Annotated in this window: 14 protein-coding genes; 5 read left to right on the top strand and 9 right to left on the bottom strand. The window is 65.8% G+C overall.

Translation table 11 applies throughout. The features are described 5' to 3' along the window. Positions 1-4: 4 nt before the first annotated feature. Positions 5-640: a trimeric intracellular cation channel family protein gene (locus QZ647_RS14000; protein ID WP_291272754.1), complete on the bottom strand. Its 636-nt coding sequence runs from the start codon at positions 638-640 to the stop codon at positions 5-7. Then, positions 633-1907 (bottom strand): amidohydrolase, encoded by a 1275-nt coding sequence (locus tag QZ647_RS13995; RefSeq protein ID WP_291272753.1) that lies wholly within the window; start codon positions 1905-1907, stop codon positions 633-635. The genes QZ647_RS14000 and QZ647_RS13995 overlap by 8 nt, the downstream gene beginning before the upstream one ends. A 200-nt stretch (positions 1908-2107) precedes the next feature. Here QZ647_RS13995 and QZ647_RS13990 point away from each other — a divergent pair, with 200 nt between their 5' ends. Continuing rightward, entirely contained in the window at positions 2108-3064 is a 957-nt protein-coding gene (locus tag QZ647_RS13990; protein ID WP_291272752.1) for a hypothetical protein, read from the top strand. On the opposite strand, the gene QZ647_RS13985 is transcribed toward QZ647_RS13990, so the two are convergent. Beyond that, positions 3061-5583 (bottom strand): ABC transporter substrate-binding protein, encoded by a 2523-nt coding sequence (locus tag QZ647_RS13985; protein WP_291272751.1) that lies wholly within the window; start codon positions 5581-5583, stop codon positions 3061-3063. The two genes, QZ647_RS13990 and QZ647_RS13985, sit on opposite strands and share 4 nt — an antisense overlap. Before the next feature lie 191 nt (positions 5584-5774). Between QZ647_RS13985 and leuS the strand changes: the two genes are divergently transcribed. The 4 genes from leuS to QZ647_RS13965 are packed head-to-tail and all read left to right on the top strand — an operon-like array spanning position 5775 to position 10382. Beyond that, on the top strand, positions 5775-8201 hold the full coding sequence (leuS, locus tag QZ647_RS13980) for a leucine--tRNA ligase (RefSeq protein ID WP_291272750.1): 2427 nt from the start codon (positions 5775-5777) through the stop codon (positions 8199-8201). 4 nt (positions 8202-8205) lie between these two features. Further along, positions 8206-9144: a PLP-dependent cysteine synthase family protein gene (locus QZ647_RS13975; RefSeq protein WP_291272749.1), complete on the top strand. Its 939-nt coding sequence runs from the start codon at positions 8206-8208 to the stop codon at positions 9142-9144. Next, a complete protein-coding gene (gene pyrE / locus QZ647_RS13970; RefSeq protein ID WP_291272748.1) occupies positions 9144-9785 on the top strand; it encodes an orotate phosphoribosyltransferase in 642 nt (213 codons plus the stop codon). Before QZ647_RS13975 ends, pyrE begins: the two co-directional genes overlap by 1 nt. A gap of 39 nt (positions 9786-9824) precedes the next feature. Further along, a complete protein-coding gene (locus QZ647_RS13965) occupies positions 9825-10382 on the top strand; it encodes a cob(I)yrinic acid a,c-diamide adenosyltransferase (protein ID WP_291272747.1) in 558 nt (185 codons plus the stop codon). Positions 10383-10439: 57 nt separating this feature from the next. On the opposite strand, the gene QZ647_RS13960 is transcribed toward QZ647_RS13965, so the two are convergent. From QZ647_RS13960 to QZ647_RS13935, 6 genes are all read right to left on the bottom strand, one after another. After that, positions 10440-13481, bottom strand: a complete 3042-nt coding sequence (locus QZ647_RS13960; RefSeq protein WP_291272746.1) for a TonB-dependent receptor — start codon at positions 13479-13481, stop codon at positions 10440-10442. A 537-nt stretch (positions 13482-14018) separates the two neighbouring features. Beyond that, positions 14019-17018: a TonB-dependent receptor gene (locus tag QZ647_RS13955; protein ID WP_291272745.1), complete on the bottom strand. Its 3000-nt coding sequence runs from the start codon at positions 17016-17018 to the stop codon at positions 14019-14021. 289 nt (positions 17019-17307) lie between these two features. After that, complete coding sequence (locus tag QZ647_RS13950; protein WP_291272744.1) at positions 17308-20193, bottom strand: TonB-dependent receptor; 2886 nt, start codon at positions 20191-20193, stop codon at positions 17308-17310. Positions 20194-20623: 430 nt separating this feature from the next. Next, on the bottom strand, positions 20624-23512 hold the full coding sequence (locus tag QZ647_RS13945; protein ID WP_291272743.1) for a TonB-dependent receptor: 2889 nt from the start codon (positions 23510-23512) through the stop codon (positions 20624-20626). 248 nt (positions 23513-23760) lie between these two features. Beyond that, positions 23761-25065 carry a thymidine phosphorylase gene (locus QZ647_RS13940; protein WP_291272742.1) on the bottom strand — a complete coding sequence of 435 codons (1305 nt, stop codon included), beginning with the start codon at positions 25063-25065 and terminating at the stop codon, positions 23761-23763. 25 nt (positions 25066-25090) lie between these two features. After that, positions 25091-25771 (bottom strand): hypothetical protein, encoded by a 681-nt coding sequence (locus QZ647_RS13935; protein ID WP_291272741.1) that lies wholly within the window; start codon positions 25769-25771, stop codon positions 25091-25093. Positions 25772-25856: the final 85 nt, after the last annotated feature.

Raw genomic sequence — 25856 nt, 5'->3', positions numbered from 1 at the left:
CCCCTCAGCCCTCCGAGCCCGCCTCACGCCGACCGAAGCGGGGCATGTTCCAGCTGAAGCGGAGCGACAGGTAGCGCAGCCCGAAGCAGGCCAGGAGGCCGGGCCAGGTGGCCCAGGCCGCGCCCCAGTGGAAATGATCCGCCAGCACCACCAGGAGGGCGCCCAGCAGGGCCGCGGAAGCGTAGATCTCCCGTTCCAGCACCACCGCCACCCGGCCGAGCAGCATGTCCCGGAGGATGCCGCCGCCCACGGCGGTGATCATCCCCAGGAGGATGGCGGTCTCGGCGTTGCGCCCCATCCCCAGCGCCTTCTGGGTGCCGGCCACGGCGAACATGGCCATCCCCAGGGCGTCGAAGAGGAGCACCGGGTAGCGGAGGCGCCGCACCCAGCCGTAGGCGCCGATGGTGGCCAGGGCACCCAGGGTGGCGATGGTGAGGTAGCGCCAGTCCGCCAGGCCGATGGGCGGCAGGGCGCCGAGGCAGAGGTCGCGCACGATGCCGCCGCCGCAGGCGGTGACGAAGGCCAGGGCCACGATGCCGAACAGATCCAGGTCCCGCTGCCGGGCGGCTGCGGCGCCGCTGATGGCGAAGACGAAGATGCCCGCCAGATCCAGGAGGTTGAAGAGGGCCCGTTCAGGCATGGCCGGTGGCCTCCGCCTCGCAGAGCCAGGCCCCGGCGGCGGTCAGCATGGCCTGGAGGCCGGTCTTCAGGGTGGGATGCAGCACGGGGGCGTACCTCGAGGAATGGTTGCTGGGGAGGCGGTTGATCTGACCTTCGGCCTTGGCCTTGGCGTAGGCCTCGGGGTCCGTGCCCCCCACGATCCAGAACACATAGGGTGCCTTCCAGGCGCGGCCGAAGAGGCTGAAGTCCTCGCTGGCCGCGGCGGGCGCTGTCTCGTAGGCCCCCGCTCCGAACTGAGCCCGGAAGGCCTGCGCCACCCGCACCGTGGCCGCGGCGTCGTTCACGGTCATGGGGTAGCTGTTCAGGGGCGTGAACAGGGGCTCCCGCGGCGCGTTCGAGGCCGCGCTCTCCGCGCAGCAGATCCGCTTGACGGCGGACAGGATGTGCTCCCGGACGCCCTCGTCGTAGGTGCGGATGTTCAGCTTGAGGGTGGCGTCCTCGGGAATGATGTTCTCCTTGGTCCCGGCCTGGAGGGAGCCGATGGTCAGCACCGCGCTGTCCAGGGGGCCGATCTCGCGGGAGACGATGGTCTGGAGCCGCAGGACCGTCGAGGCGGCCATGACCACGGGGTCGATGGCGGTCTGGGGTTGGGAGCCGTGGGAGCCCCGCCCGAAGAGCTGGACCTTCAGGCTGTCCCCGGCGGAGAGGATGGTGCCGCTGCGATGGCCCATGGTGCCCGCCGCCCCCACCATCACATGCTGACCGAGGATGACATCGGGTCGGGGGAAGCGGTCCATCAGGCCATCATCGAGCATGCTCTGGGCGCCGCGGGCGACCTCCTCGCCGGGCTGGAACACGGCCAGGAGGGTGCCCTTCCACAGATCCCGGCGCTCGCTGAGCGCCCGGGCCGCGCCCATCAGCCAGGTCACATGCAGGTCGTGGCCGCAGGCATGCGACACGCCCACTTCCACACCGTCATCGTTGCGGGCCTTGGCGGTGCTCGCGTAGGGCAGCCCCGTGGCCTCCACCACGGGGAGGGCGTCCATGTCCGCCCGCAGCATCACGGTGGGCCCGGCTCCGTTGCGCAGGAGGCCCACCACGCCCGTCCCGCCCACACCCGTGGTCACCTCGAACCCATACCGGACCAGGTGCTCCGCCGCGAGCTGCGCGGTGCGCACCTCCTGCATGGACAGCTCCGGGTGGCTGTGGAGGTCCTTGTAGATCGCCTCCAGGTCCGGCAGGAGGGCGTCGAGGTGGGAGTCGAGTGCCTTGGCCAGCGGGTCCATGGGGGTCCTCCTCCAGGCTGAGTGGGGTTTGGGTCAGGGCTGCCAGGCGCCGGAACTCCGACAGGGGCCCCGGCCGCTCGCGAGGTTCCGCGGACAGCATCATGCACCGGTTTCGGCTCTGGGGGGGAGCTGTCCCCCGGGGGAGGGCCGCGCCTGTCGTAACATCGTCCCTGGCTACCCATGCCCGACCTGGAGGAACCATGAAGCGAGTCCATGCGGGATTCCTGTCGATCCTCGGCCTGGTGACGGCCGCCGCACCAGCTCGGGCCTGCGGCGCCTGCGGCTGCACGCTGAACTCGGACTGGGTGAGTCAGGGCTATGCGGTGAGGCCCGGCCTCCGCTTCGATCTCCGCTACGACTACTTCAATCAGGACCAGCTGCGAAGGGGGACCCGCTCCGTGGACCGCGCCGCCTTCGAAATCCCCAATGAGCAGGAAGTCCAGGAGAAGACGATCAATCGCAACCTGACCCTGACCCTGGATTACAGCCCCAACTCCGACTGGGGCGTGACGGTGCTGGTCCCGGCCTTCAACCGCTACCACGCGACCTTGGCCGAAGGGGATGTGGATCCTTCCATGTCCCAGACCAGCGGTCTGGGTGATATCCGGGTGCTGGGCCGCTATCAGGGCTTTTCGGAAGCGCGATCCTTCGGCGTGCAGATGGGCCTGAAGCTGGCCACGGGCCGGTTCCACCAGCCGTTCCAGGCCGGCGCGCAGGTGGGCCAGCCGCTAGACCGGGGCCTCCAGCTGGGGACGGGCACGACGGATCTGCTCGTCGGGGCCTATGCCTTCGGCAGTCTGACTCCGGAGTGGGGCTGCTTCGGTCAGGTGCTCTTCCAGAAACCGCTGGGCGAGCGGGAGGGCTTCAAGCCCGGCGACGGCGTCAACGCCAACGCGGGAGTGCGCTACACGGGGTTCGCCGGCCTCACGCCGCACCTGCAGCTGAACCTGCGGGCCGAGGGGCGGGAATCGGGGCCCCAGGCCGATGTCGAGAACAGTGGCGCCACCCTCCTCTACCTCAGCCCGGGCCTCACGGTGGCGGTCACCCCCACCCTGCAGGTCTATGCCTTCGCCCAGGTTCCGGTCCATCAGCGGGTGACCGGCCTGCAGATCGAGCCGCGCTCCAGCGTGTCGCTGGGCCTGCACTGGAGTTTCTAGCCCTGGGAAGGGGCCGTCAGGTGGAAGAACTCCCGGTCCGCCTTGAGCATGTGCAGGGCCACCACATCCTGGGCCAGGAACTGGAAGAGCCTGCCACTGGAGAGCGTTCCAGACTGGAAGGCCCGCTGCAGGTCGAGGGCCTTGCCGATGAGCTCGGCGTGCTTCTGCTTGTGTTCCTGTAGCCCGCGGAAGCCGAGATCCGTCAGGATGGCCTCCTCGTCCTGGAAGTGCTGGGCCACTTCGGACAGGAGCTTCGTGACCAGCGCCGCAAGATCCTCGTCATCCCGCCCTGAGAGGACCGCATCAAGAAGGTCGTTGGCGAGGCGGAACAACCGTTCGTGCTGGGCGTCGATCAAGGCGTTTCCCGAGTGGAAGGAGGCACTCCAGGCCAGTTTCAGGAAGGTGCCTTCCGGGTGTTCACCGCGGGGCTCGATGCCGCTCTGCAGGGGATCGGCCTCCACCCGGTTCCGCCCCGCCTGCTTGGCCCGGTACAGGGCATGGTCGACACGCTCCAGCCAGGATTCGCGGGAAGCGTCGGGAAGGTACTCCGCCACGCCGAAGCTGGCCGTCACCGGCCCGATCCCTTCGATGGCGCACCCGGCGAGGCTCTCGCGGATGCGTTCGGCCAGGGCCTTCGCGTTCACGAGTCCCGTGTTGGGCATGAGGACGATGAACTCCTCGCCACCCCAGCGGGTGAGAGAGTCGGAGAGCCGGATCACCGCGCGCACCTGATCGGCGACCGCCTTGAGGACGCGGTCCCCCTCGGGGTGCCCGTAGGTGTCGTTGATCCGTTTGAAGTGATCGAGGTCCAGCATCAGCATCGACAGCGGGTGGCCATACCGGAGGGAGCGGTGCATCTCCCCCTCGATCGCGGCATCGAAGTGCCGGCGGTTCCAGGCATGGGTGAGGAGGTCTGTGCTGGCCGCCTGTTCAAGGGTCTCGAGGTTGCGGCGCAGCTGTTCCTCCGCCCGCCGCCTCGCCGTGATGTTCCGGCTCACGCCGAGGACCTGAGTCGGGCGGCCCTCGGCGTCCCCATGGAGCGTCGTCACGACCTCCGTGGGAACCAGGTGCCCGTCCTTGTGAGGCTGGTCCACCTCCACCACCCGGGGAGGGAGGGTAGTCCCCGCGTGCCATTCGGCCAGGGACTCGATCAGGATCTTTTGGACCCGGGCGGCCGATTCCGGGGTCAGGGCCTCGGCCACCGGCATGGCCAGGATCTCCTCGGGGGTGTAGCCCCGCAGCTGGACCACGGACGGGCTGACATAGGTGAACTTCCCACTGGGGAGATCCATGGTCCAGATGACATCGGCGGAATGCTCCGCGATGAACCGGAACTGCCGCTCACTCTCCCGAAGCCCACCGCTCATCTGGGCCTGCGCCCGGATTGCCCGTTCGAGGCGCCGGTTCATCCGCAGGAAGACGAGGACCGCCGCGCCGAGCACCAGGCCGATGGGGAGGGCGATGGTCAGCGCGAGCCTCAGATTCCGCCGGGCCTGACGATCTCCGGCGCCAGGATCATAGAGGAAGCCCTCGAGGGGGAAGCCGGCGGGCAGGAGGCCGAGCTGCGTGTAGGCATCCGCGATGCGCTGCCAGCGGTCGGGGTGCATGTAGCCCAGCTCGACCAGGTCCCGCTGCAGGAGGGGGACCATCTGGCTGGCCTCGTAGAGGAGGTGGTCCCGGCTGTGCCGTCCGCCGTAACGCGCGAGGATCAGGTCCGCCACTTCGTCCGGATGCTGCAGGGCATAGGCCCAGCCCCGGAGGCTCGCCTCGCGGAAGGCCTTCACCCGGGCGGGATGGGCGCGGATTTCCGCCTCGGTGGTGAAGAGGTTGTCGCCGTAGAAGTCGAGGCCGATGGCGCGGGGCGTGAAGGTCAGGTAGCTGAAGCCGGCCTGGTCCAGGAAGTAGGGTTCATCCGTGCTGTAGGCGCCGAGGGCGTCGACTTCACCGTTGAGCAGGGCCGACGGGTCGAAGCGATGCTCCTGGAGGCTGAGGGATGACACCGGCACGCCCTCTTTCCGCAGGAAGGCGAGGAGTTCATCGGAGTGACGGTCGATCATGAGGCGCCGGCCCGCCAGATCGCGGACCGAGTGGATTCCCGCCCCCGAGCGGGCGAGGAGGACGAGGGGGGAATGCTGGTAGATGACGGCCAGGGCCACCACGGGCAGGCCCTGCTGCCGGGCGAGGAGTAGGGCACTGTTGCTGACGCCGTACTGCGCGCGCCCCGCCACGACCTCCCGGGCCGGGTCCGTCGAGGGATCGGCTTCGAGTATGGAAACCTCGAGCCCGGCCTCCCGGTAGAACCCCTTCTCCTGGGCGGCGTAGTACCCGGCGAACTGGAACTGATGCCGCCATTTGAGCTGAAGGGTGATCGATTCGAGAGGCGGAGCGGCCATCAAGGTGCAGCCAAGCCCGATGCCGAGGGCGAGCCAGTGCAGCCTGGCGGCGATCCCCCTGAGACCGCTCGCGGCCTGGGACTGGCGGGAGACCGGGGCGGGGGTCGCGGCGGGCAGTGAGGTCATGGTGGGTCCGCTATAGGGGGCAAGCCATGGCAGAGATGACACTGGAGTCAGTCGATAGTAGACCACCCATGGATCGGTTATTCCCCGTCCAGCCTCAAGTTCCGGTGCCTTCCAGGGGGCGGAGCAGGGGAACCCGGGGTGGAGGGCTGCAGCTTTCCTTGTAGAATCAAGGGTTCTACCGGAGTTCTCCCATGCCGTTTCAGCCCCTGACCCAGGAACCCGAGATCCAGCGCCGCTGGCTCGAGTCGGGCGCCTTCCGCGCCAAAAGGGCCGGGGAGCTGCTGCCGGGCTCCAAGACCTTCTACATGCTGGTGATGCTGCCCTACCCATCGGGCCGAATCCACATGGGCCATGTCCGCAACTACACGCTGGGCGATGTGACGGCCCGCTTCCGCCGCATGAAGGGCTACGAGGTCATGCATCCCCTTGGTTGGGACAGCTTCGGTCTGCCCGCGGAGAACGCGGCCATCAAGCACGGCATCCACCCCGCCATCTGGACCCGCAAGAACATCGAGGAGATGAAGGGTCAGATCCAGAAGATGGGCATCAGCTACGACTGGGACCGCGAGATCGCCAGCTTCCAGGACGACTACTACCGCTGGAACCAGTGGCTCTTCCTTCAGATGTGGGAGCAGGGCGATGTGTTCCGCGCCATGCGCACCGTGAACTGGTGCGAGGCCCTGGGCACCGTGCTGGCCAACGAGCAGGTGGTGGACGGCAAGGACGAGCGCACAGGGCACCCCGTCACCCAGAAGCCCCTGGAGCAGTACTTCTTCAAGACCACGAAGTACGCGGACGAGCTGCTTGACTGCCTGGACGGGCTGGACTGGCCCGACAATGTGAAGACCATGCAGCGCCACTGGATTGGAAAGTCCGAGGGGGCGCGCCTCGCCTTCGACCTTGAGGTCAGTGGCCAGATCGAGGTCTTCACGACCCGCCTCGACACGCTCTTCGGTGTGACCTTCATGGCCCTGAGCACCGAGCACCCCGTCATCGAGAAGGCCGCCGAGGTGGATGCGGCGTTGAAGGCCTTCTGTGACCAGGTGGCCGCCGTGAGCCGCGAGGAGCGCCTCACCAGCGATGTGAAGCTGGGCCACCGCACGGCCCTGTCCGTGATCCATCCCTTTACGGGCGAGAAGGTGCCCGTCTTCGCCGCCAACTATGTGCTCATGGACTACGGCACCGGCGCGGTCATGGGCGTGCCCGCCCACGATGAGCGGGATCACGAGTTTGCCGAAAAATACGGCCTGCCCATTCCCAAGGTCATCGAATCGGAAAGCGAGTGGGACCTGGGCACGCTGGTGAACAGCGGCGAGTTCACGGGCCTGAAGAGCGAGGAGGCCGTCGCGGCCATGATCGCCAAGCTGGGCACGCGGGCCGAAAAGACGACGACCTACAAGCTCAAGGACTGGGGCCTATCCCGCCAGCGCTACTGGGGCACGCCCATCCCGACGGTGCACTGCCCGGACTGCGGCGTGGTGCCCGAGAAGGCCGAGAACCTGCCTGTGCGCCTGCCGGAGGATGTGGCCTTCACCGGGCATGGCCCCTCGCCCCTCACCACCTCCCGGTCCTTCCTCGACTGCGCCTGTCCGGCCTGTGGCAAACCCGCGCGCCGAGAGACGGACACCATGGACACCTTTGTGGACAGCAGCTGGTACTGGCTGCGCTACCTGGACCCGAAGAACACGGAACTGCCTTTCGCCAAGGCCGAGAGCGATGCCTGGATGCCCGTGGACCTCTATGTGGGCGGCATCGAGCACGCCACCATGCACCTCATCTACGCCCGGTTCTTCTACAAGGTGCTGCGCGACCTGGGCCTGGCCAGCGGGCCGGAACCTTTCCAGAAGCTCATCTGCCAGGGGATGGTGCTGAAGGACGGCTCGAAGATGAGCAAGTCCAAGGGCAACATCGTGGATCCCGACGAGGTGATCTCCCGGTACGGGGCCGACGCCCTGCGCCTCTTCATGATCTTCGCCGCGCCCATCGAGAAGGAGATCGACTGGACCGGCTTCGAGGGCATCGAAGGCGCCAGCCGTTTCCTCAAGCGCGTCACGCGCATGGTGGAAGACCATGCCGTCGCGGCCGATCCGCTGCCCGCCAAGGATGCCCTCAGCGCCGAGGAGAAGGCCCTCCTCCTCAAGCTCAACCAGACCATCGCCCGCCTCACGGACGACTTGGAACGCCGCTACCAGTTCAACACCGTGGTCTCGGGCCTGATGGAGTTGTCCAATGCCCTGGGCGACCTGCCCGCGGCTGCGCCCCACCGCGGTGCCGTGATGCAGCACGCCCTGGACGCCTTCGTGCGGATGATGTCGCCGGTGGCCCCCCACCTGGCGGAGCAACTCTGGGGCCAGCTTGGGAAGGTGGGCCTCTGCATGCAGGCCGCCTGGCCCGAGGCCGACGCCCAGTATCTGGAGGCCGATGAGGTGCTGGTCGTGGTGCAGGTGAACGGCAAGGTGCGCGGCCGCATCACCGTGCCCGCCGGCGCCACCGAGGAGCAGCGCCGGGCGGCTGCGTTGGCCTGCGCCGAGGCCCAGTCCCACCTGGCGGGCAAGGAGATCGTGAAAGTGGTGCTGCCCCCGGGCGGCAAACTTGTGAGCATCGTGGTGAAAGGCTGATCCCGTGACCCAACCCCTTCCTTCCGTCGTCGATTCCGTCCTGGAGCTGGTGGGCAACACCCCGCTGCTGCGTCTCACGCGCTTTGCGCCGGGCCTCCAGATCTTCTCCAAGCTCGAGTACCTCAACCCCGGCGGCAGCGTGAAGGACCGCGTCGGCGTGGGCATGATCAAGGCCGCCGAGGCCCTGGGCCAGATCCAGCCGGGCGTCAGCACCATCATCGAACCCACGGCGGGCAACACGGGCGTGGGCCTCGCCATCGCCGCGAAGGCCCTGGGCTACCGCTGCATCCTCTGCGTACCCACGAAGTACAGCCGCGAGAAGATGATGCTCATGAAGGCGCTGGGCGCGGAACTAGTGCTGATCCCCAAGGAAAAGGGCATGGTGGGCGCCATCGAGAAGTGCAAGGAGCTGGCGGCGAGCATTCCCCACGCGTTTGTGCCCCAGCAGTTCGACAATCCCAGCAACCCCGACAGCCACTACGCCACCACGGGTCCCGAGATCTGGACCCAGATGGAAGGCCGCGTGGACGCCGTGGTGCTCGGCGCCGGCAGCGGCGGCACCTTCACGGGCATCGCCCGCTACCTGAAGGAGAAGAACCCGAAGGTCCAGGCCGTGGTGGTGCAGCCCGTGGGCTCGGTCTACTGCGGCGCGCCCCTCAAGGAGTGGGTGGTGGAGGGCGTGGGCAATGGCTTCATCCCTGGCAGCCTCGACCTGTCCATCGCGGACCGGATCATGGATGTGGCCGATGCGGACAGCCTGGCCACCGCCCGGGAGCTCATCGCCACCGAGGGCTGCCTGGTGGGTGCCTCCAGCGGGGCCAACGCCTGGGCCGCCCGGGAACTGGCCAGGACCCTGCCTGCGGGATCCCGTGTGGTGACCCTCTTCCCCGACGGGGCCGAGCGCTACATGTCCAAGCAGCCCGTGGCGGATCTGGAGCTGTGATGCCGATGTCTCCTGGCGATCTCGCAGGCTGCCTTCTCCAGGTGGGGGCGGTTCGCCTGCAGCCGCTGGAGCCTTTCACTTGGGCCAGCGGATTGAAGTCACCGATCTACTGCGACAACCGCCAGCTCCTGGGTTATCCCGAGGTGCGGGACCAGATCATCGAGGCCCTGGTGGCTGGATCCGCGGCCCTTGAGCCCACGCTGATCGCCGGGGCCGCCACGGCCGGCGTGCCCTGGGCCGCCATGGTGGCCGATCGCCTGAAGCTCCCCATGGCCTATGTGCGCCCTACACCCAAGAACCACGGCATGGGCCGTCAGGTGGAGGGGCCGCTGGCCCGGGGCCACCGCGCGGTGCTCATCGAGGATCTGATCTCGACGGGCATGTCCAGCCTGAAGTGCGCCGAGGCCCTGCGCGCCGAGGGGGCCGAGGTGCCCTCGGTGCTGGCCCTCTTCAGCTATGGCCTGCCCCAGGCGGACCAGGCCTTCAGGGAGGCGGGCATCGGCCTGGGGGTGCTCAGCTCCTTCGAGGTGCTGTCGAAGGAAGCCGAGGCCCGGGGAATTCTGGACGCTGCGGGATCAGAGGCTCTGGCGGCCTGGCGTTCCGATACCGTGGCCTGGAGCCGCGCCCGCGGCGGGGCCTAGGCGCCGACCCACCCTGTCCCTGCTTTTCGAGGTCTGATCATGAAGCTCTACACCCGCACGGGCGACGATGGTTCCTCGGGGCTCTTCGGGGGCGACCGGGTGAGCAAATCCCACCTGCGGCTGGTGGCCTACGGGACGCTGGATGAGTTGAACAGCGTTATGGGCGTGGTCAGCCTGCATGCCAGGTCGGCCTGCGCCAGCCTGGACACCCTGCAGCGCATCCAGCACGACCTCTTCGTGCTGGGGGCCATTCTCGCCACGCCGGCGGCGCGCCTGGACCTGCTGGGCGCCCGCATGAGCAAGCCCACCTGGGATCTGGCGGACATGGAGGCCGACATCGACCGCCTGACGGCCCTGGCCCCGCCCATGACGGCCTTCGTGCTGCCCGGGGGCACCCCGGCCTCCGCCTACACGCACCTGGCGCGCACGGTCTGTCGTCGCGCCGAGCGCGAAGTGGTGGCCCTCACCCACGAGGAGCCCGTGAATCCGGCCGTGCTGACCTATCTGAACCGCCTCAGTGACTGGCTCTTCGCCCTCGCCCGTGCCGAGAACGCCGTGGCCGGGGTGGCCGACATCCAGTGGGTGCCCAAAGATTGAAGCTTTTCAATCCACAGAAAAGGGGCCCGAAGGCCCCTTTTCTGTGAGTGCACCGGGCTAGAACTTCAGGCGGAAACCCAGCTGGTAGCGCCGGGGCGCCTGGAAGGCGTAAGGCGTGTGCGCCACAGCGGCGTTGTAGAGGGTGGTGGTTCCGGAGCGGACATTGAGCCCTTCCGAAAGGCCCGTGGCCTCCTGGCGGTTGGTGAAGTTGATGATGTCGAGGTAGAGCTCGGAGCGGAGCTGCTTGTTCCACTTCCAGCCGTACTGGACGCGGAGGTCTCCCTGCCAGAAGTTGTCGGTCCGGAACTTTCCGGCCTGCTCGGTGAACACCTGGTTGATGTCGGTGGGCGCGGAGTTCAGGACGCGGGTGCCGACCTTCTCGCTGGCGCTGTAGTGGTAGCCGGAATTGGCGTTGAAGTTCATGCCGACCTGCAGGCCCATGTCCCAGTGGTAGAAGAGGTTGAACTTGGCGAGCCAGTCGACGGAGCCGTCCAGCTTGCCATTCATGTAGGGCAGGCGGGGATCGAACTGCGCCACATCGCCCTGATAGTCGGCGTTGCCGAGGCTGAAGCTGTTGCCCTGGGCATCCACCAGGCTGACGGAGGCGAAGCCGCCCCAGTTGTTCGCCTCGCGGCGGGTCAGGGAGAAGTCGAGGGTCTTGTACTTGCGGACGCCGCCGGGCAGGTTGGCGAGGGCGAAGTTGAGCTGGCCCGCATTGGCCCGCGCCAGGTTCTGGGCGCCGGTATAGCCGCCGCCGGCGAAGTATTCCACGGGCATGGCGAGCCCCCGGAAGTAGTCGACCACGCGCTTCTGGGGCGCGCTCAGGCTGGCGTAGGGCGTGGTACCCATGCCATAGAGGCCGCGGGCCTCGCCCTCGAGGTTGTCGGCGCTGGTGTAGAGGCCGATGTCCCAGTCCTCGACGATGTCGAAGTCGCGACGCAGGGTACCCACCACCTCGAAGGAGTAGATGCTGGCGAAGTCCGTGGCGTAACCGATGCGGAACTCATCGGTCTTGGGGAGCTTGAACTTGTCCACGAAGACCGCGTCCACCGTGCCCTTCGCGCCGCGGCTGATGGCGGTGATCCAGGTGTTGAACATCCGCACATCCTCGGTGGTGGACGAAGCCTGAAGGCTGCCGGTGAAGCGGACCATGTCCAGGCGGATGGGATCGATGTAGCGGCCCCAGTAGGCGTAGATCTTGGAGTGGCCATCACCTTTCACATCGTAGGTGGCGCCGACGCGGGGGGCGAAGTTGTAGTCGGTCTTGAAGAGGGACTGCCCGTTGTCCGCCTCATACTCGTACTTGTCGAAGCGGAAGCCGGGGCTCAGGGTGAACCGGCCGACCTGCCACTGGTCCTGGACATAGAAGCCCTGGGTCTTCTGCTTGGGTGTGGAGCTGGCCTCAGACACGAAGTTGTTCCGATAGCCGTAGTAGCCGCCCGCGGGATTGACCTCGTTGAAGACATAGGCGTTGAAGTCGGAGGACTGGAACGCGCCGCCGGTGCCGGTGGGGGTGTAGCCCGCGGCGATGGCGGTGGACTTGAGCGAGGGAGTGTTGTTGATGACACCCAGGACGCGGGTGCGCTGCGACTTCACATTGCCGCCGGGCAGGGCGCCCCAGCTGTAGGTGTTGGCGTCGAAGCTCTCGTAGGCCACATTCTGGTTGATGCCGGAGGTGCGGGTGAGGGTGTCCTCACCGCTCTGGGCACCGAACTTCATGGTGTGCTTGCCCGCGAGATCGAAGAGCCAGGTCAGGTCGGCCCGGAGCAGGTCCTTCTTGTAGACGCGCAGATCCCTCGTGGAGCTGTTGCCGAGGCTGGCCTGATCGGGTGTGAGGGGCGACAGGGAGACGATGTTGTTCTGCGGTCCGGCATTGGTGTAGAGACCCGTGACCTTGTTGTCCTCCTGGTGGTGGGAGTAACGCACATCCACGAACAGGTCGCTGAATTGGTGCGAATAAGCGGCGATCCAGCGGTTGCCGCCCTGTTCAGTCTTGGCGGCGCGGCGCGTCACCACCGAGGGGGTGGAGAGGTTGTTGAAATCGAAGGGGTTCGTGTTGTAGGTGAAGCTGAACAGGTCATTGGGGCTGATCTGCCAGGTGAGCTTGCCGAAGAAGCGCTTGCTGTCTTCGTTGAGGCCCGTGCGGGATTCGCCGCTGGGCAGCTTGACCGTCAGCTCGTCCTTCACCGTCTGGATGCTGCCGACGAACCAGAGCCGGTCCTTGATGATGGGGCCCATAAAGTAGGCGCTGTAGTCGCGGACGCTGCGTTCACCCACATCGTATTTGCCGTAGCCCACCTTGTCCTGGAGCGAGGCGCTCTGATAGTCGACGGTGACGCCGCCGGAGAACTCGTTGCCGCCGGCCTTGGTGGTGACGCTGGAGAACAGGCCCGCCCGGGCGGTGTATTCCGCCGTGATGGCCCCGGTTTTCACATCCTGGACCTGAATCAGTTCTGGGGCGATGGTGGTACGCAGGGTGCCGGCTTCAGGGCTGGTCACATCGACGCCATCCACCAGATAAGTGTTGTTGCGGCCGCCGCCGGAGCCGAAGTTGTCGCGGTTGAGGCCGGTGGCAAGGGTGGGGTTGCCGTTGGTGTTGCCGAAGGTGGCCACCACGCCGGGGGCCAGGCTCAGCGTGGAGAGCTGGGTGCGGCCGACGGGCAGGGTCTCCAGTTCGGCGGAGGTGATCTGGGTGCCGGCGGTCACGGTGGTGGTGTCCACGGTGGTCACCGTGGAGAAGACCTCAACGGTGGCGGAACCCACGGGCTGCAGTTTGAGGTTGGCAGAGGAGGACTGGTCCACCTTCACTTCGACCGCGGGCAGCGAGGCGGTCTGGAAGCCTTCCTTCGACACCTGCACCTTGAACTCGCCGGGGCTGAGCCGGATGAAGCGGGCCCGTCCTTCCCGGTCGGTGACCACCGTGCGCGCGCCGCCGATCTGGGTGGGGCTGGTGACGATCACGGTGGCCCCGGTGACCACCTGGCCCTTGGCGTCGAGCACGGTGACATAAAGGCTGCCGTCGCCGGCAGCGTAGGCCGTGGCGCCCATGGCGACGAGGATGGCGGCGGTGCGGGCCATCCGGAAGGAAGAGAGGTGCATGAAGCACTCCGGAGAAAAGGAGGCGGGAACCGCCTGGAAGGGAGATGGGTCCAGGCTCCGTCTGCGGACCGGGCCCACCGCGTGCGCGTTGAACCGAGTCTGAAAGGGCGGCCTGGAGTCGAAAGAGTGGGGAAGATCATGAAGGATATGTCAGGTTCCCGACCACCGTGGTCTTTTTCTTCTCTAATTCATCGACTACATCACACCGCGATATAAACTCGCGAATCCGACGAATACCTAGAATGCACAAGGAAATTGAGGGAAACTAAGCAAAAGAATTGATGATTTATGGATCATGTATGAACAGGCGCTGAGATCACTCCCTTGTCCCCCTATGGGGTGGCCTTCCCCGCCACGCAGGGCATCGCGATGCCTGCGAGATCGAAGCCAGCGATACGGGCCGGGTCATGGAATGAGTCCGGGCCCTTATTTCCCTCAAGTGCCTTTAGCGTGTCTTCCGGACCCGCAAGGTTCGCTCGGGTCCAGACATGAAAACGGGCCCTTGCGGGCCCGTTTCTTCTGCAACCTGCGTTCCGGTTAGAACTGGAACTTCAGGCCGAACCGGTAGCGACGGCCGATCTGCCAGTTGTTGGCCTGGCCGTAGTTGACCGCGGCGGTTCCGCTCTGGTCGGTGGCCTGCTCGAACACGCCAGTGGCGTAGCGGGTGTTGAACGCGTTGAACATGTCCACGCTGGGGATCAGCTTGTACTTCTTGCCGATCTTGTAGGTCCAATCGAGGTGCAGATCCACATTGTTGAGGGCGGGCGTGCGGCCGTACTGGCCCAGCTGGCCGTGGGCGGGCACCGCGTTGCCGTAGCCGCCGATGTCCAGGGAGCTGCCGCTGCCGGGGGCATTGCCTTCGCTCGTGGAGCCGTCGTCGAAGAGACTGACGGGGGTGCCGCTCTGGTAGGTCCAGTTGGCGCCCACATTCAGATCGCCGCCGAAGAAGTCGAAGCGGTGGCTGGCGAAGAGCTTGACCACATGGGTGCGGTCATTGGGCAGCAGGCCGTAGCCCACATAGGGGTAGTAGTCGAAGGAGGCGGTGATGTTGCCGTCCGCCTGGCCGTTGGAGCTGGAGACCACGCCCTCGTAGTTGCCTTCCAGGCGGCTCCAGGTGTAGCTGAAGCTGAAGACATCGCGGTCGGTCTTCTTATCCAGGGTGAAGTCCACGCTGGAGTACTTGTTGCCGGCCTTGGTGAAGCCGGTGTTCTGCACGGTGAAGAGCCCGGTGGCGGGGTTGTAGTACTGCAGCATGTTGATGCCGTAGTTGTTGTACCCGTAGCCATTGGGATTGGAGGCGCCCAGACCCAGGAGGTAGAGGGTCATGCTGGCGGGGTTGGGGCGCCACTGCTGGAAGGCACCGGGGTTGCCGATGACCGCCGCGCCGGCGCCGCCGGTGGGCAGGCCGCCGGAGTAGGAGAGGGTCGGACCCTCATCGTAGGGATTGCCGGCGTTGTCGGTGAACACCATGTCTTCCATGGGGTTCTTCAGCTCGCGGTACTTGGCGTGGACGCCCGCGGTCCAGCCGCTGGCGAAGGTGTGGTCGAGACCCAGGGTGTACTCGTTGCGCTGGGGCAGCTTGATGTTTTCCGCGATGGGATCGAAGCTGAAGGGCGTCGCGAAGTCCGTGATGCTGCTGGGCGTCGGGTTGGTGATCGCGTAGGCGCCGGTGGCCGGGTTGTAGGTGGACCGGGCGGTGCTGTAGCGGTAGCGGAGGTAGACCTCATTCGCATAGACGCGGATGGCCATGCGCTGGGGGATGGATTCGAAGTACCGGGCGTAGCTGCCGGAAACCTTCGTCTTGCCGTCCTGGTTCACATCGTAGGTGAAGCCCAGGCGGGGCTGGAGCTGGTCATTGAAGTTGCTGAACTTCATGAAGCTCTTGTCGTGCAGGTCGCGCTGGTCCTGGATCTCGTAGCGGGCGCCATACATCAGCTTGAGGCCGTTGCCGACATCCCAGGTGTCCTGGGCATAGAAGGCGGTGAAGATGGCCTTCACGGTGGCGTTGGTGCTGAGGAACTGACGGTCCACGCCGTTGAAGGCCCCGCCCGCGGTGGCGCGGATGGTGACGCGCTCGCCGCCGGAGGTGGAGGCGATCTCGGTGTACTTGGATTCCACCTGCGACACGCCGAACTTCATGTTGTGGGTGCCGAGGAACCAGCTCAGGTCGGCACGGAACTGGGTGGTGGCCACCTTGTCGAGGGTGGGGGTGTAGCCTGCGCCGCCGGAGCGGAAGGCCTGGCCCGCGAGGTCGGGGCGCGTGGCGCCGCCGGGGCCGCCGGGCTGGAAGTACATGTTGTCCGTCACCGCGATGTGGGTCGCGTCGGCGGGGGAGTAGTCATCCTTGAACTCGGTGGAGCCGAGCTTGGCGCTGAAGAACAGGGCCGGGGAGATGGTCCAGTCATAGTTGATGACGAAGTTCTGGACGGTGTTCTTGTCGGTGTAGCCCGTGTTCGCATCGCCCGTGACGGGCCGACGGGTGGGGTAGTCGTCCTTGGTGTCGTTGAGGTTGGCCGCGAAGGTCAGCTGGTGGTCCTGGGTGATGTACCAGTTGATCTTGGCCAGGGCCTGGAGGGCGTTGATCTTGCGGTCGCCGTCCCGCGATCCGGTATTGTTCGGCTGGCCGCTGGGCGCCTCGGTGACATTGGCGTCCACGCCGGCGAAGAAGAACAGCTTGTCCTTGATGATGGGGCCGCCGATTTCGGCGCCGATGTCGTAGCGGCTGTTCACATTCTGGGTGGTGGGCTGGGCATACTGGCTCTTCTTGGCGACGGCCTGGATGCCGATGGCGTCCCAGGTCAGCCAGGTGGAGCCCTTGATCTCGTTGGTGCCGGACTTGGTCACGGCGTTGAACACGCCGCCCAGGGCGCTGAACTCGGGCTTGAAGCCGCCGGTCTGGATTTCCACCTGATCGATGAAGTCCGTGACGAGCTGGGTGCCCTGGAAGCCGCGGCTGGAGTTCGTGGTGGACAGGCCATCCACGATGTAGGCGTTCTCCGCACCGGAACCGCCGCCGATGGACGGGTCATTGCGGCCGGCGAACCCGCCCGCCACCACACCGGGGGCCAGGAAGGCGATGGAGCTCATGTCGCGGCCCTTGGGGATCGCGGACAGGGTGTCCATGGAGGTGGTGAGGCCGGTCTGGGTGGTGGTGGTGTCCACGGTCGTCGTGGTGCCGAGCACCTCGACCACGGTGGCCGCTTCGCCCGCCATCTTGAAAGTCACGGGCTGGGTCTGGTTCACCAGGACGGAGATGTTCTGGGTGATCTTCTGGAAGCCGCCCTTGGTGACCTCGACGGTCCAGGCGCCGGGGTTCAGGAGGCCCATGCGGAAGCTGCCGTCCGTGCCGGTGATGTAGGTGCGGGAGGTCTGAGAGGAGCTCAGGCGTACCGTGGCGCCGGACAGAGGTGCGCCGCCCTTGTCGGTGACAATGCCTGACACCGCGCCGGTGGTGGCCGTCTGCGCATGCGCGACGATGCCGCCTCCCGCGACGATGGCGGCGGCGGTAAAGCCGAGCCGACTGAGGACTCGATTCATAGAGACTCCTTTGGAAATAAGGCGGCAAGGCCGCGCAGAACGGGATGGAAGGCGGAAATACAAATGTCGCTACAGCAACCTTGCTGTAGCGACGCGTTGGGAATTGAGATGGCCAGCCAAAGAACGGGGAAGTGTCGAAAGAATAGGGCAGGTTCCCCGGAGTTTACAAACAATTTCATCCTAGTCATGAACAAGATGCCTCGAATGATGAGGCTTTATGGGCCGGCCCCTTCCGGGGGTACATAAGAAAAGAGGCCCTTTCGGGCCTCTTTTCTTAGTACCGGAGCGCTTAGAAGCGGAAACCGGCGGAAGCAGTGATGGTGCGGGCCGTGCCGTAAGTGGAGGCCGACTTCAGGTCCGTACCGAAGGTGCTGGAGCGCACCCAGGGGGAGTTCACGCCACCGGTGGGGGTGCCGTAGGTGCCCGTGGCGGCCGCGTAGGCGGTGCCGAAGAGAACCTGCTGCTGGTGGTTGAACACATTGCCGATGACGATCTTCCCGAAGGCGGTCACATCCTTGCCGGCCACCTTGAAGAGCGGGAAGTCGTGGGTGACGGCCAGATCCAGGTAGGCCTGGGCGTTGTAGACGCCCGCGCCGCGGGTCTGATCCATGTACTGGGTACCGTTGGTGCCGAACTGCGAGGAAATGGTGGGGCCGCCCAGGCGCGCACGGGAGATGCTACGCGTGTTGCTGTAGTGGGCGCCGGAATCGAAGCGGTAGACGAGGCCCACGGAGGTCTTGCCCCACTGGTTGTTGCTGGTGCGGTTGCCGGTCAGGCGCATGCGGAGGGGGTTGTGGCCCGTCAGGTAGCCGTAGGGGGCCGTGTCCTGGTTGTTGTAGAGGGTCACGCCGTCCTGCACATTGAAGCGGTTGATGCCTTCACCGCGGGCGGGGGTGCTGGTGCCCTCACCCTCGTAGTTGCCCTTCAGCTCGCTCCAGGTGACATTGCCACCGAAGTTCCACTGGTTGCGGTTGAAGTTGCCTTCGATTTCCAGGCCCTTGTACTTGCGCTCGGCATCCGGGTTGTTATCCCAGACATTGAGGTAGATGGGTGTGCCCGTGGGATCGTTCACGGTGCCCATGTTGCCGATGCTGTAGTCGATGAGGTTCTTCCACTTCTTGGAGACCGCAGTGACCTTCACATAGCCGTCGCCGATGCCGGCGAAGTTGAAGCTGTAGGCGTAGTTCAGCTGGAACTCATCGACCGTGGGGGCCTTGAGCTTGTCGCTGAGGCGGACATTCAGCTTGGGATCGTTGTAGTAGACGATGCCGGCGGAGGTCATGTCGTAGTTGGCCAGATTCTGCAGGCTGGCGAAGCTCTGCGGGCCGGAGGCGCCAATGTAGGCGTAGTCGATCTCAGTCGGGTTGCCCTGGCTGGTGACCGAGTTGGTGATGCCCTCGAGCACCTTGGCGTTGTAGCGGGCGAAGCTGGCGCCCACGATGTGCTTGCTGTCGCCGAAGATGTCGTACTTGGTGCCCAGGCGGGGCGAGAGGCCGTCGGCGCCGGCGGTCTTGGTGCCGCCCTCGTTCTTGGCTTCATACTTGTCGTAGCGCAGGCCCAGCTGGAAGTTCCAGTGCTGGTCGAGGCTCCACTTGTCATTCACATAGAGGCCGTAGGAGTCGTTCTTGGCCGAGCCGGAGCCGCTCTGGTAGGCCCAGATGGCGGAACCCCAGGCGGTGCGGTTGACGAGGTTCATGCCGATGACTTCGATGATGTAGCCCGTGGGGGTCTGCTCATTCTTGGCCGTGCGGGTGCCCTCGTAGTAGTCGACGCCGAAGTCGGTCTGGTGGCTGCCGGCGGCATTCCAGAACAGGCTGGCCTTGAAGTTCAGCGTCTTGTTGTCGCGCTGATCGCCGCCGTCGGTGTTGTTGAAGATGCCGTTGTTGTAGAAGAAGCCGTTGTCCACGAGGTAGAAGGGGCTCTGGCCGTTGGCGGCGCCGCCGGCGGAGAGGTTCTGCTTCTTGCGGCCGATGCGGGTATCGGTGGTGAAGTTGCTGCTCCAGGCCGCGCGCCAGGCGACATTCGCGAACTCGGAGGTGCTGACCTGCGGCACCAGGGAGAGCAGCTCACCAGCGGAGTAGTTCCGGTTGGTGTCGTCGATGCGGGCGTTCATGAAGGAGGCGATGACCGTGTGGTCCTGGTTCACGGACCAGGTCAGCTTGGCCTGACGGCGGATTTCCTTGGTCTGGGCGACATAGCCGGCACCGAGGCCGTTGGCCGGGTTGTTGGCAGTGCCACCGACACCGAAGGCGTCCGTGATGTTCGCGGAAATGGTCCCGGCCGTCGACCGGTCCGTCTTGAAGAAGGAGGCCGCGAACCAGAGCTTGTCCTTGAGGATGGGGCCGCTCAGGAAGATGGTCTTCTCTTCGTTGAGAACATTGTTCAGGGCAGCGCGGTTCTGGTAGGGCTGGGTGGCGTTCCAGGAGGGATTGCCGAGTTCCCAGCGCAGGGAGCCGGAGAATTCGTTGCTGCCGGAGCGGGTGATCGAGTTGATGACGCCGCCTTCCACATCGCCGTATTCAGCGGACATGGCACCGGTGACGACCTGGGTCTCTTCGATGGCGTCATCGATGGTGCGGACGCCGCGGTTGTTGTAGGCGTTGTCGGCCACATTCTGGCCGTCCAGCAGGTAGAGGTTGCCGGAGGTCATGGCGCCGCGGATCTGCACGCGACCGCCCACGCCGGAGGTGACGCCGGGGGTGAGGAGGGCGACGCCTTCCATCGTGCGGGCGTTGGGGAGCAGATCGACGGTGTCGTTGCGGAAGTTGGTGGCGGTCTTGACATCCGTCTTGTCGACGGCGGGAGCGGCCGCGATCACTTCAACCACGGCGCCACCGCTCTTGGCGAGGGTGATCTTGGGGCTGAAGGTCTGGTCGATGCCGAGCTGCTGGGTGATCTTGCGGGCGTCCATGCCCTCCTTGGTCACATCGATGGTGTAGAAACCGGGAGGCAGCAGGCGGGCGATGAACTTGCCCGAGGCATCCGTGCTGTAGGTGCGGACGCCCTGCAGGGCAGGGGAGGTCAGACGGACGGTGGCGCCGGCAATGGGGGCGCCAGCGGCGTCCTGCACCGAGCCCGTGACATTGGCGGTCTGGGTGCCCTGCGAATACAGCGCTGCCCCGCCCAGGGCGATGAGGGCCGTCAGACGGCCCAGGCGGTTGTTCAAGAGATGCATAGCATCCTCCAGAAAGTCGGGGGCCCGAATGCGGGAAGCCCCGAGGTAAAAAAAGCAGTGCCTCAATCAAAAGATGTAGGCAAATCCACGACCAGGGGTGGGGGTGGGTGGCGGTTCTTGGATTGAAGCTGGAAAAGATCGAATGGGACAGTCGCGTAACATTAGCAGAACGGGCGGGGAAATTCTCGGGTGGCCGAAAATTCCGGGAACTATCCCCTCAGATGTAGCATTCGCGAATCATTGTCTGGGGCAACATCGGCTTGCGAGGGCTGCTTCCGGCCCCCGGAAAGCCAGTCTACGCCAGGAGGGACGGGTTGAAGCGCCCCGGGCGTGGCCATCGAGGCTGACGGGGACCTGGATGGGGCGTCCTTGACTGCAAACGCAAGACGAGGCCCTTGCGGGCCTCGTCTTGGCATGGGTACCGGGTCGCTTAGAAGCGGAAGCCGGCGGAGGCGGTAATGGTACGGGGGGTGCCGTAGTAGGTGTAGGCAGGAGAAGTCCCGAAGGCGGCGGAGCGGACCCAGGGGGAGTTCAAGCCACCCGTGGGGGTGTTGAAGGTGCCCGTGGCCGCGCTCCAGCTGGTGTTCCAGCTGGCGAGCTGCTGGTGGTTGAACACATTGCCGATGACGACCTTCCCGAAGGCGGTCACAGCCTTGCTTCCCACCTTGAAGAGGGGGAAGTCGTGGGTGATGGCCAGATCCAGGTAGGTCTGGGTGGGGAAGACGCCGGCGCCGCGCGTCTGGTCCATGTACTGGGTGGCCGAGGTGCCGAACTGGCTCGAGATGGTCGGGCCGGCGAGGCGGGCGGGAGTGATGGTGCGGGTGTTGCTGTAGTGGGCGCCGGAATCGAAGCGGTAGACCAAGCCGACCGAGGTCTTGCCGAACTCGTTGTTGAAGACGCGGCTGGCGGTCCAGCGCATGCGGATGGGCACATGGGTGGAGAGGTAGCCTTCGGGGGTCGTCCACTTGTTGTCGTAGAGGGCGACGCCGTTCTGGACATTGAAGGAGTTCAGGCCGGCGCCGGCGCCGGGGCTGCTGGTGCCTTCACCCTCGTAGTTGCCCTTGAGGGAGCTCCAGGTGGTGCTGCCCACGATGCTCCACTGGTTGATGTTGTAGTTGCCCTCGATTTCCAGGCCCTTGTACTTGCGGACGGTGTCGGAGTGGTTGTCCCAGGTGCGGACATAGATCACGGCGCCGAGGGGGTTGGTGACGGTGCCGTTGTTGCCGACGCTGTAGTCGATGAGGTTCTTCCAGTTCTTGGTGACGCCGGTGATCCGCACATAGCCGTCGCCATTGGAGCCGTAGTTGAAGGAGTAGGCGTAGCTGATCTGGGCCTCATCCACCGTGGGCGCCTTCATGTTGGCGCCGAGCCGGACATTCAGCTTGGGGTCGTTGTAGTAGGTGATGCCCGCGGCGCTGAAGTCGTAGTGGGAGAGGTCCTGCAGGTAGGTCAGGGACTGGGGGCCGGGCGCGCCGATGTAGGCGTGGTCGATCTCGGTGGGGTTGCCCTGGCTGGTCACCCGCGTGGTGATGCCTTCCAGCACCTTGGCGTTGTAGCGGGCGAAGCTGGCGCCGAAGATGTGCTTGCTGTCGCCGTTGAGGTCGTATTTCACGCCCAGGCGGGGCGAGAAGCCGCTGGCGCCTGCGGTGGAGCTGCCGCTCTCATCCTTGGCGTTGTAGCGGTCCCAGCGCACGCCCAGCTGGAAGTTCCAGTGCTGGTCGAGGCTCCAACGGTCGTTGACATAGATGCCGTCGGATTCGTTCTTGGCCGAGCCGCTGCCGCTGCGCCATTCCCAGATGTCGGTGCCGAAGGCCTGGCGGGTGTTCAGGTTGAGACCCCGGACGCCGACGGTGTAGCCGGTGGGGGACTGTTCGTTCTTGGCCTGGCGCTTGCCCTGGTAGTAGTCGATGCCGAAGTCGGTCTGGTGGCTTCCGGCGCCGTTCCAGAAGAGGCTGCCCTTGATGTTCAGGGTCTGGTTGTCGCGCTGGTCGCCGCCATCCGTGTTATTGAAGATGCCGTTGTTGCTGTAGCCGCCGATGCCGTAGGTGTAGAAGGGGCTCTGGCCGTTGGCGGAGCCGCCGGCGGAGAGGTTCTGCTTCTTGTTGCCCACGCGCACTTCAGAGGTGAAGTTCCCGGTCCAGGCCGAGCGCCAGGACACATTGAGGAACTCGGAGGTGCTGAGCTGGGGCACCAGGGCGCGGAGCTCCGCGGCGGAGTAGTTGCGGTTGATGTCGTTGATGGCCGCGTTCATGAACGAGGCGATGACCGTGTGATCCTGGTTCACGGCCCAGGTCAGCTTGGCCTGGCGGCGGATTTCCTTGGTGTTGGCGGTGTAGCCGGCGTTCAGGCCCTCGGGGCCGTTCAGGTTGGTGCCCACGGGCCAGAGGTTGTTGACATCCACCTGGTTGTAGGAGATGGCGCCCGAAGTGGAGGAGTCGGTCTTGAAGAAGGAGGCCGCGAACCAGAGCTTGTCCTTGAGGATGGGGCCGCTCACGAACAGGGTCTTCGTCTCGTTCAGGACATTGTTGATGGCCGTGCGGCTCTGCAGGGGGGCCGTGGCGTTCCAGGCGGCGTTGCTCAGCTCCCAGCGGAGGGAGCCGGAGAACTCGTTGCTGCCCGAGCGGGTGATGGAGTTGATGACGCCGCCATCCACATCGCCGTACTCGGCGGACATGGCGCCCGTGACGACCTGGGTCTCTTCGATGGAGTCGTCGATGGTGCGGACGCCGCGGTTGTTGTAGACATTGTCCTCGATGTTCTGGCCGTCCAGCAGGTAGAGGTTGCCGGAGGTCATGGCGCCGCGGATCTGCACGCGGCCGCCCACGCCGACGGTGACACCGGGGGTGAGGAGGGCCACGCCTTCCATCGTGCGGCCGTTGGGCAGCAGGTCGATGGCGTCAGCACGATAGTTGCTGGCGGTCTTGATGTCGGTCTTGTCGACGGCGGGAGCGGCCGCGACCACTTCCACCACGGCACCGCCCGCCTTGCTGAGGGTGACCTTGGGGCTGAAGGTCTGGTCGATGCCCAGCTGCTCGGTGATCTTGCGGGTCTCCAGGCCTTCCTTGGTGTACTGGATGGTGTAGAAGCCCGGAGGCAGCAGGCGGGCGATGAACTTGCCCGAGGCATCCGTCGTGTAGCTGCGCACGCCCTGCAGGGCGGGGGAGGTGAGGCGCACGACGACGCCGGCGAGGGGGGCGCCCGCGGCATCCACCACCGTGCCGGTGACATTGGCGGTCTGGGTGCCCTGTGAGTACAAGGCCGCACCACCCAAGGCGATGAGGGCCGTCAGGCGGCCCAGGCGGTTGTTGAGCAGATGCATCGCATCCTCCAAAAGGTCGGGATTGAAGGGGAGATCCCGAGAAAAAACAAATTTCCAGCCTGGTATCGGGCTAATGCAGCCCTCCAGAAGCGCTTGGCATCTGAGGCTGGGCTGAACTCTATGGATCAAGATCGAAGGGAACTGGGAGGTAACCTTACCAGAGTCGGGGTGTGAATTCCCGATTCCCTGAAAAAGTTGGGAACCATCCGTCTGGGCGGCGCACTCGCCCCGCCTCTAAAGCGGGCGACTCAGCAGCCGATGGCGTCCAGGAGCCAGGAGGTCGGAGCGGGTGGTTCCTGCGTCCACACAAGGGTTGACAGGTATAATTCCGGCTTAACGATCTGATTCGCTTTGGTAAGAACCTGGAACAGGGGATCGCCCTTGGCTACTTTTTGTCCGACGGCGACCTGTACTCGAATGCCAACCCCGAGGTCGAGAATATCGTGGCGATCCCTCCGGCCGGCGCCGAGATCCATGGCGAGGAGCCCGAGGGCCCGTCCGTCGATGGCCGAGATGTACCCGTCCCGATCGGCCCGGACCTCCACGGTCTGGCCAGGCTGGGGCAGGCGCCTGAAGTCATCCAGGGCCGTGGCGTCACCCCCATTGAGGGCCACGAACCGTCGCAGCGTCTCCAGGGCGGAGCCGTCCTGGATGCTGGCCTGGACCTTGGCTTGGGCCTCGGGCAGGGTCCGGGCGGCGCCGCCCATGATCAGCATCTCGGCGGCCAGCCGGAAGCTCATCTGGGCCAATTCGGATTCGGCGTGCTCGCCGCGGAGGATCTCCACGGACTCCATGACTTCCAGCGCGTTGCCGATGGCCCAGCCCAGGGGTGCGTCCATGCGGGTGATGAGGGCGCGGATCTGCATGCCGTGGGCCGTGCCGACATCCACCATGCTCCGGGCCAGGGTGCGGGCATCGTCGAGGGTCTTCATGAAGGCGGTGGCCCCGCACTTCACATCGAGCACCAGCGCATCGGCGCCGCCCGCCAGCTTCTTGGACATGATGCTGGCGGTGATGAGGGGAATGCTCTCGACCGTGGCCGTCACATCCCGCAGCGCGTAGAGCTTCTTGTCCGCGGGGGCGATGTCGCCGGTGGGGGCGGAGTTGGCGAAGCGGGTCTCCCGCAGGCTTCGGATGAACTCCGCGTCGGTGAGTTCGACCTTGAGGCCGGGAATGGCGGCAAATTTGTCGATGGTGCCGCCGGTGTGACCCAGCCCGCGCCCGCTGAACATGGGGCAGGGCACGCCGCAGGCGGCCACGATGGGGCCGAGGATCAGGGTGGTCTTGTCGCCGACACCGCCGGTGCTGTGCTTGTCCACCTTGATGCCGGGCACGGCCGACAGGTCCATCCGGATGCCGGAATCACGCATGGCCAGGGTGAGGGCCAGGGTCTCCTCGGTGGTCATGCCCCGCCAGCAGATGGCCATGAGGAGGGAGGCGCTCTGTTCGTCGGCGATGCTTCCATCGGCCGCGCCCTTCACCCAGAAGGCGATCTGCTCCTGCGACAGGGCTCCGCCCAGCTTCTTGGTGTAGATCAGGTCGTACATCCGCATGGGATGCCCCCTCTCGTGGTTCGCGTCAGATGCTCTGGACCAGGCGCTCCATGGCGTCCGCGTCCCCGCGGCCCTTGAAACGGGTCTTGTATTCCGTCAGATCCTTCAGGGCCTGAGCGCGGTCCCCGGCGAGACGATCGGTTTCCAGCTGGCTGGACCAGAATGCCTCGGCCCAGGGCTCGCTGGGCTGGGCCTTGGCGCGCAGGGGGTCGAGCTGGAGCCGGGCAGCGGGGGCCTGGCCCAGGGCAATGGCCCGCTGGGCCAGGCGGATGTGCGTCCAGGCATCGTCGGCGGTTGCCGGCGCGGGGGCCTTGCCGTCCAGAGCCAGGCGCCAGGTGGCCAGCAGGCCCGCCGAGGCAGCCTTGCGGGAGGAGGGGGCCTCCGCCACCAGGGTTTCCAGGCGGCCGAGGCGTTCGCGCATGCGCTTCTCCACCTCGGCAGGGGGCAGGGGGGTGATGCCATCGCCCTCGACTTCCATCTGGAGGGCGGACAGGGCGGCCTCGTGCTTTTCGGCGGCCTGGGTCCGGTAGGCGCTCCAGGCGCCGTAGATCAGGCCGAGGGAGATCAGCGAAACGGCGCCGATGAGGATGGGCTTCAGCAGGCCGCCGTCTTCCTTTTCACCCTGGCCCAGTTTGGTCTGGAAGTGGGCCAGGCTCTGCGCCGGCTTCTGGACCTGGATCTCGCGGTCTTTGGTGACACGGGCCATGGTGAACCTCTTCTTCCGAGCAGTACTCGAACCATAGAGGATGCACCAATCCCCTCCTTCCCCGCACTTGAAAATGCGCCCCTGA

Origin of the sequence: Geothrix sp. (assembly GCF_020622065.1) — a bacterium.
Taxonomy (GTDB): Bacteria; Acidobacteriota; Holophagae; order Holophagales; family Holophagaceae; genus Geothrix.
Note: the sequence above shows the minus strand (reverse complement) of the source record. Positions and strands in the feature narration are given on the sequence as shown.

Bases quoted from the DNA above. Each gene is read 5' to 3' on its own strand.
- QZ647_RS13965 (WP_291272747.1), top strand. From the start codon at position 9,825: ATGAAGCTCTACACCCGCACGGGCGACGATGGTTCCTCGGGGCTCTTC.
- QZ647_RS13955 (WP_291272745.1), bottom strand. From the start codon at position 17,018: ATGAATCGAGTCCTCAGTCGGCTCGGCTTTACCGCCGCCGCCATCGTC.
- pyrE (WP_291272748.1), top strand. From the start codon at position 9,144: ATGCCGATGTCTCCTGGCGATCTCGCAGGCTGCCTTCTCCAGGTGGGG.
- QZ647_RS13940 (WP_291272742.1), bottom strand. From the start codon at position 25,065: ATGCGGATGTACGACCTGATCTACACCAAGAAGCTGGGCGGAGCCCTG.
- leuS (WP_291272750.1), top strand. From the start codon at position 5,775: ATGCCGTTTCAGCCCCTGACCCAGGAACCCGAGATCCAGCGCCGCTGG.
- QZ647_RS14000 (WP_291272754.1), bottom strand. From the start codon at position 640: ATGCCTGAACGGGCCCTCTTCAACCTCCTGGATCTGGCGGGCATCTTC.
- QZ647_RS13950 (WP_291272744.1), bottom strand. From the start codon at position 20,193: ATGCATCTCTTGAACAACCGCCTGGGCCGTCTGACGGCCCTCATCGCC.
- QZ647_RS13985 (WP_291272751.1), bottom strand. From the start codon at position 5,583: ATGACCTCACTGCCCGCCGCGACCCCCGCCCCGGTCTCCCGCCAGTCC.
- QZ647_RS13990 (WP_291272752.1), top strand. From the start codon at position 2,108: ATGAAGCGAGTCCATGCGGGATTCCTGTCGATCCTCGGCCTGGTGACG.
- QZ647_RS13995 (WP_291272753.1), bottom strand. From the start codon at position 1,907: ATGGACCCGCTGGCCAAGGCACTCGACTCCCACCTCGACGCCCTCCTG.
- QZ647_RS13945 (WP_291272743.1), bottom strand. From the start codon at position 23,512: ATGCATCTGCTCAACAACCGCCTGGGCCGCCTGACGGCCCTCATCGCC.
- QZ647_RS13935 (WP_291272741.1), bottom strand. From the start codon at position 25,771: ATGGCCCGTGTCACCAAAGACCGCGAGATCCAGGTCCAGAAGCCGGCG.
- QZ647_RS13960 (WP_291272746.1), bottom strand. From the start codon at position 13,481: ATGCACCTCTCTTCCTTCCGGATGGCCCGCACCGCCGCCATCCTCGTC.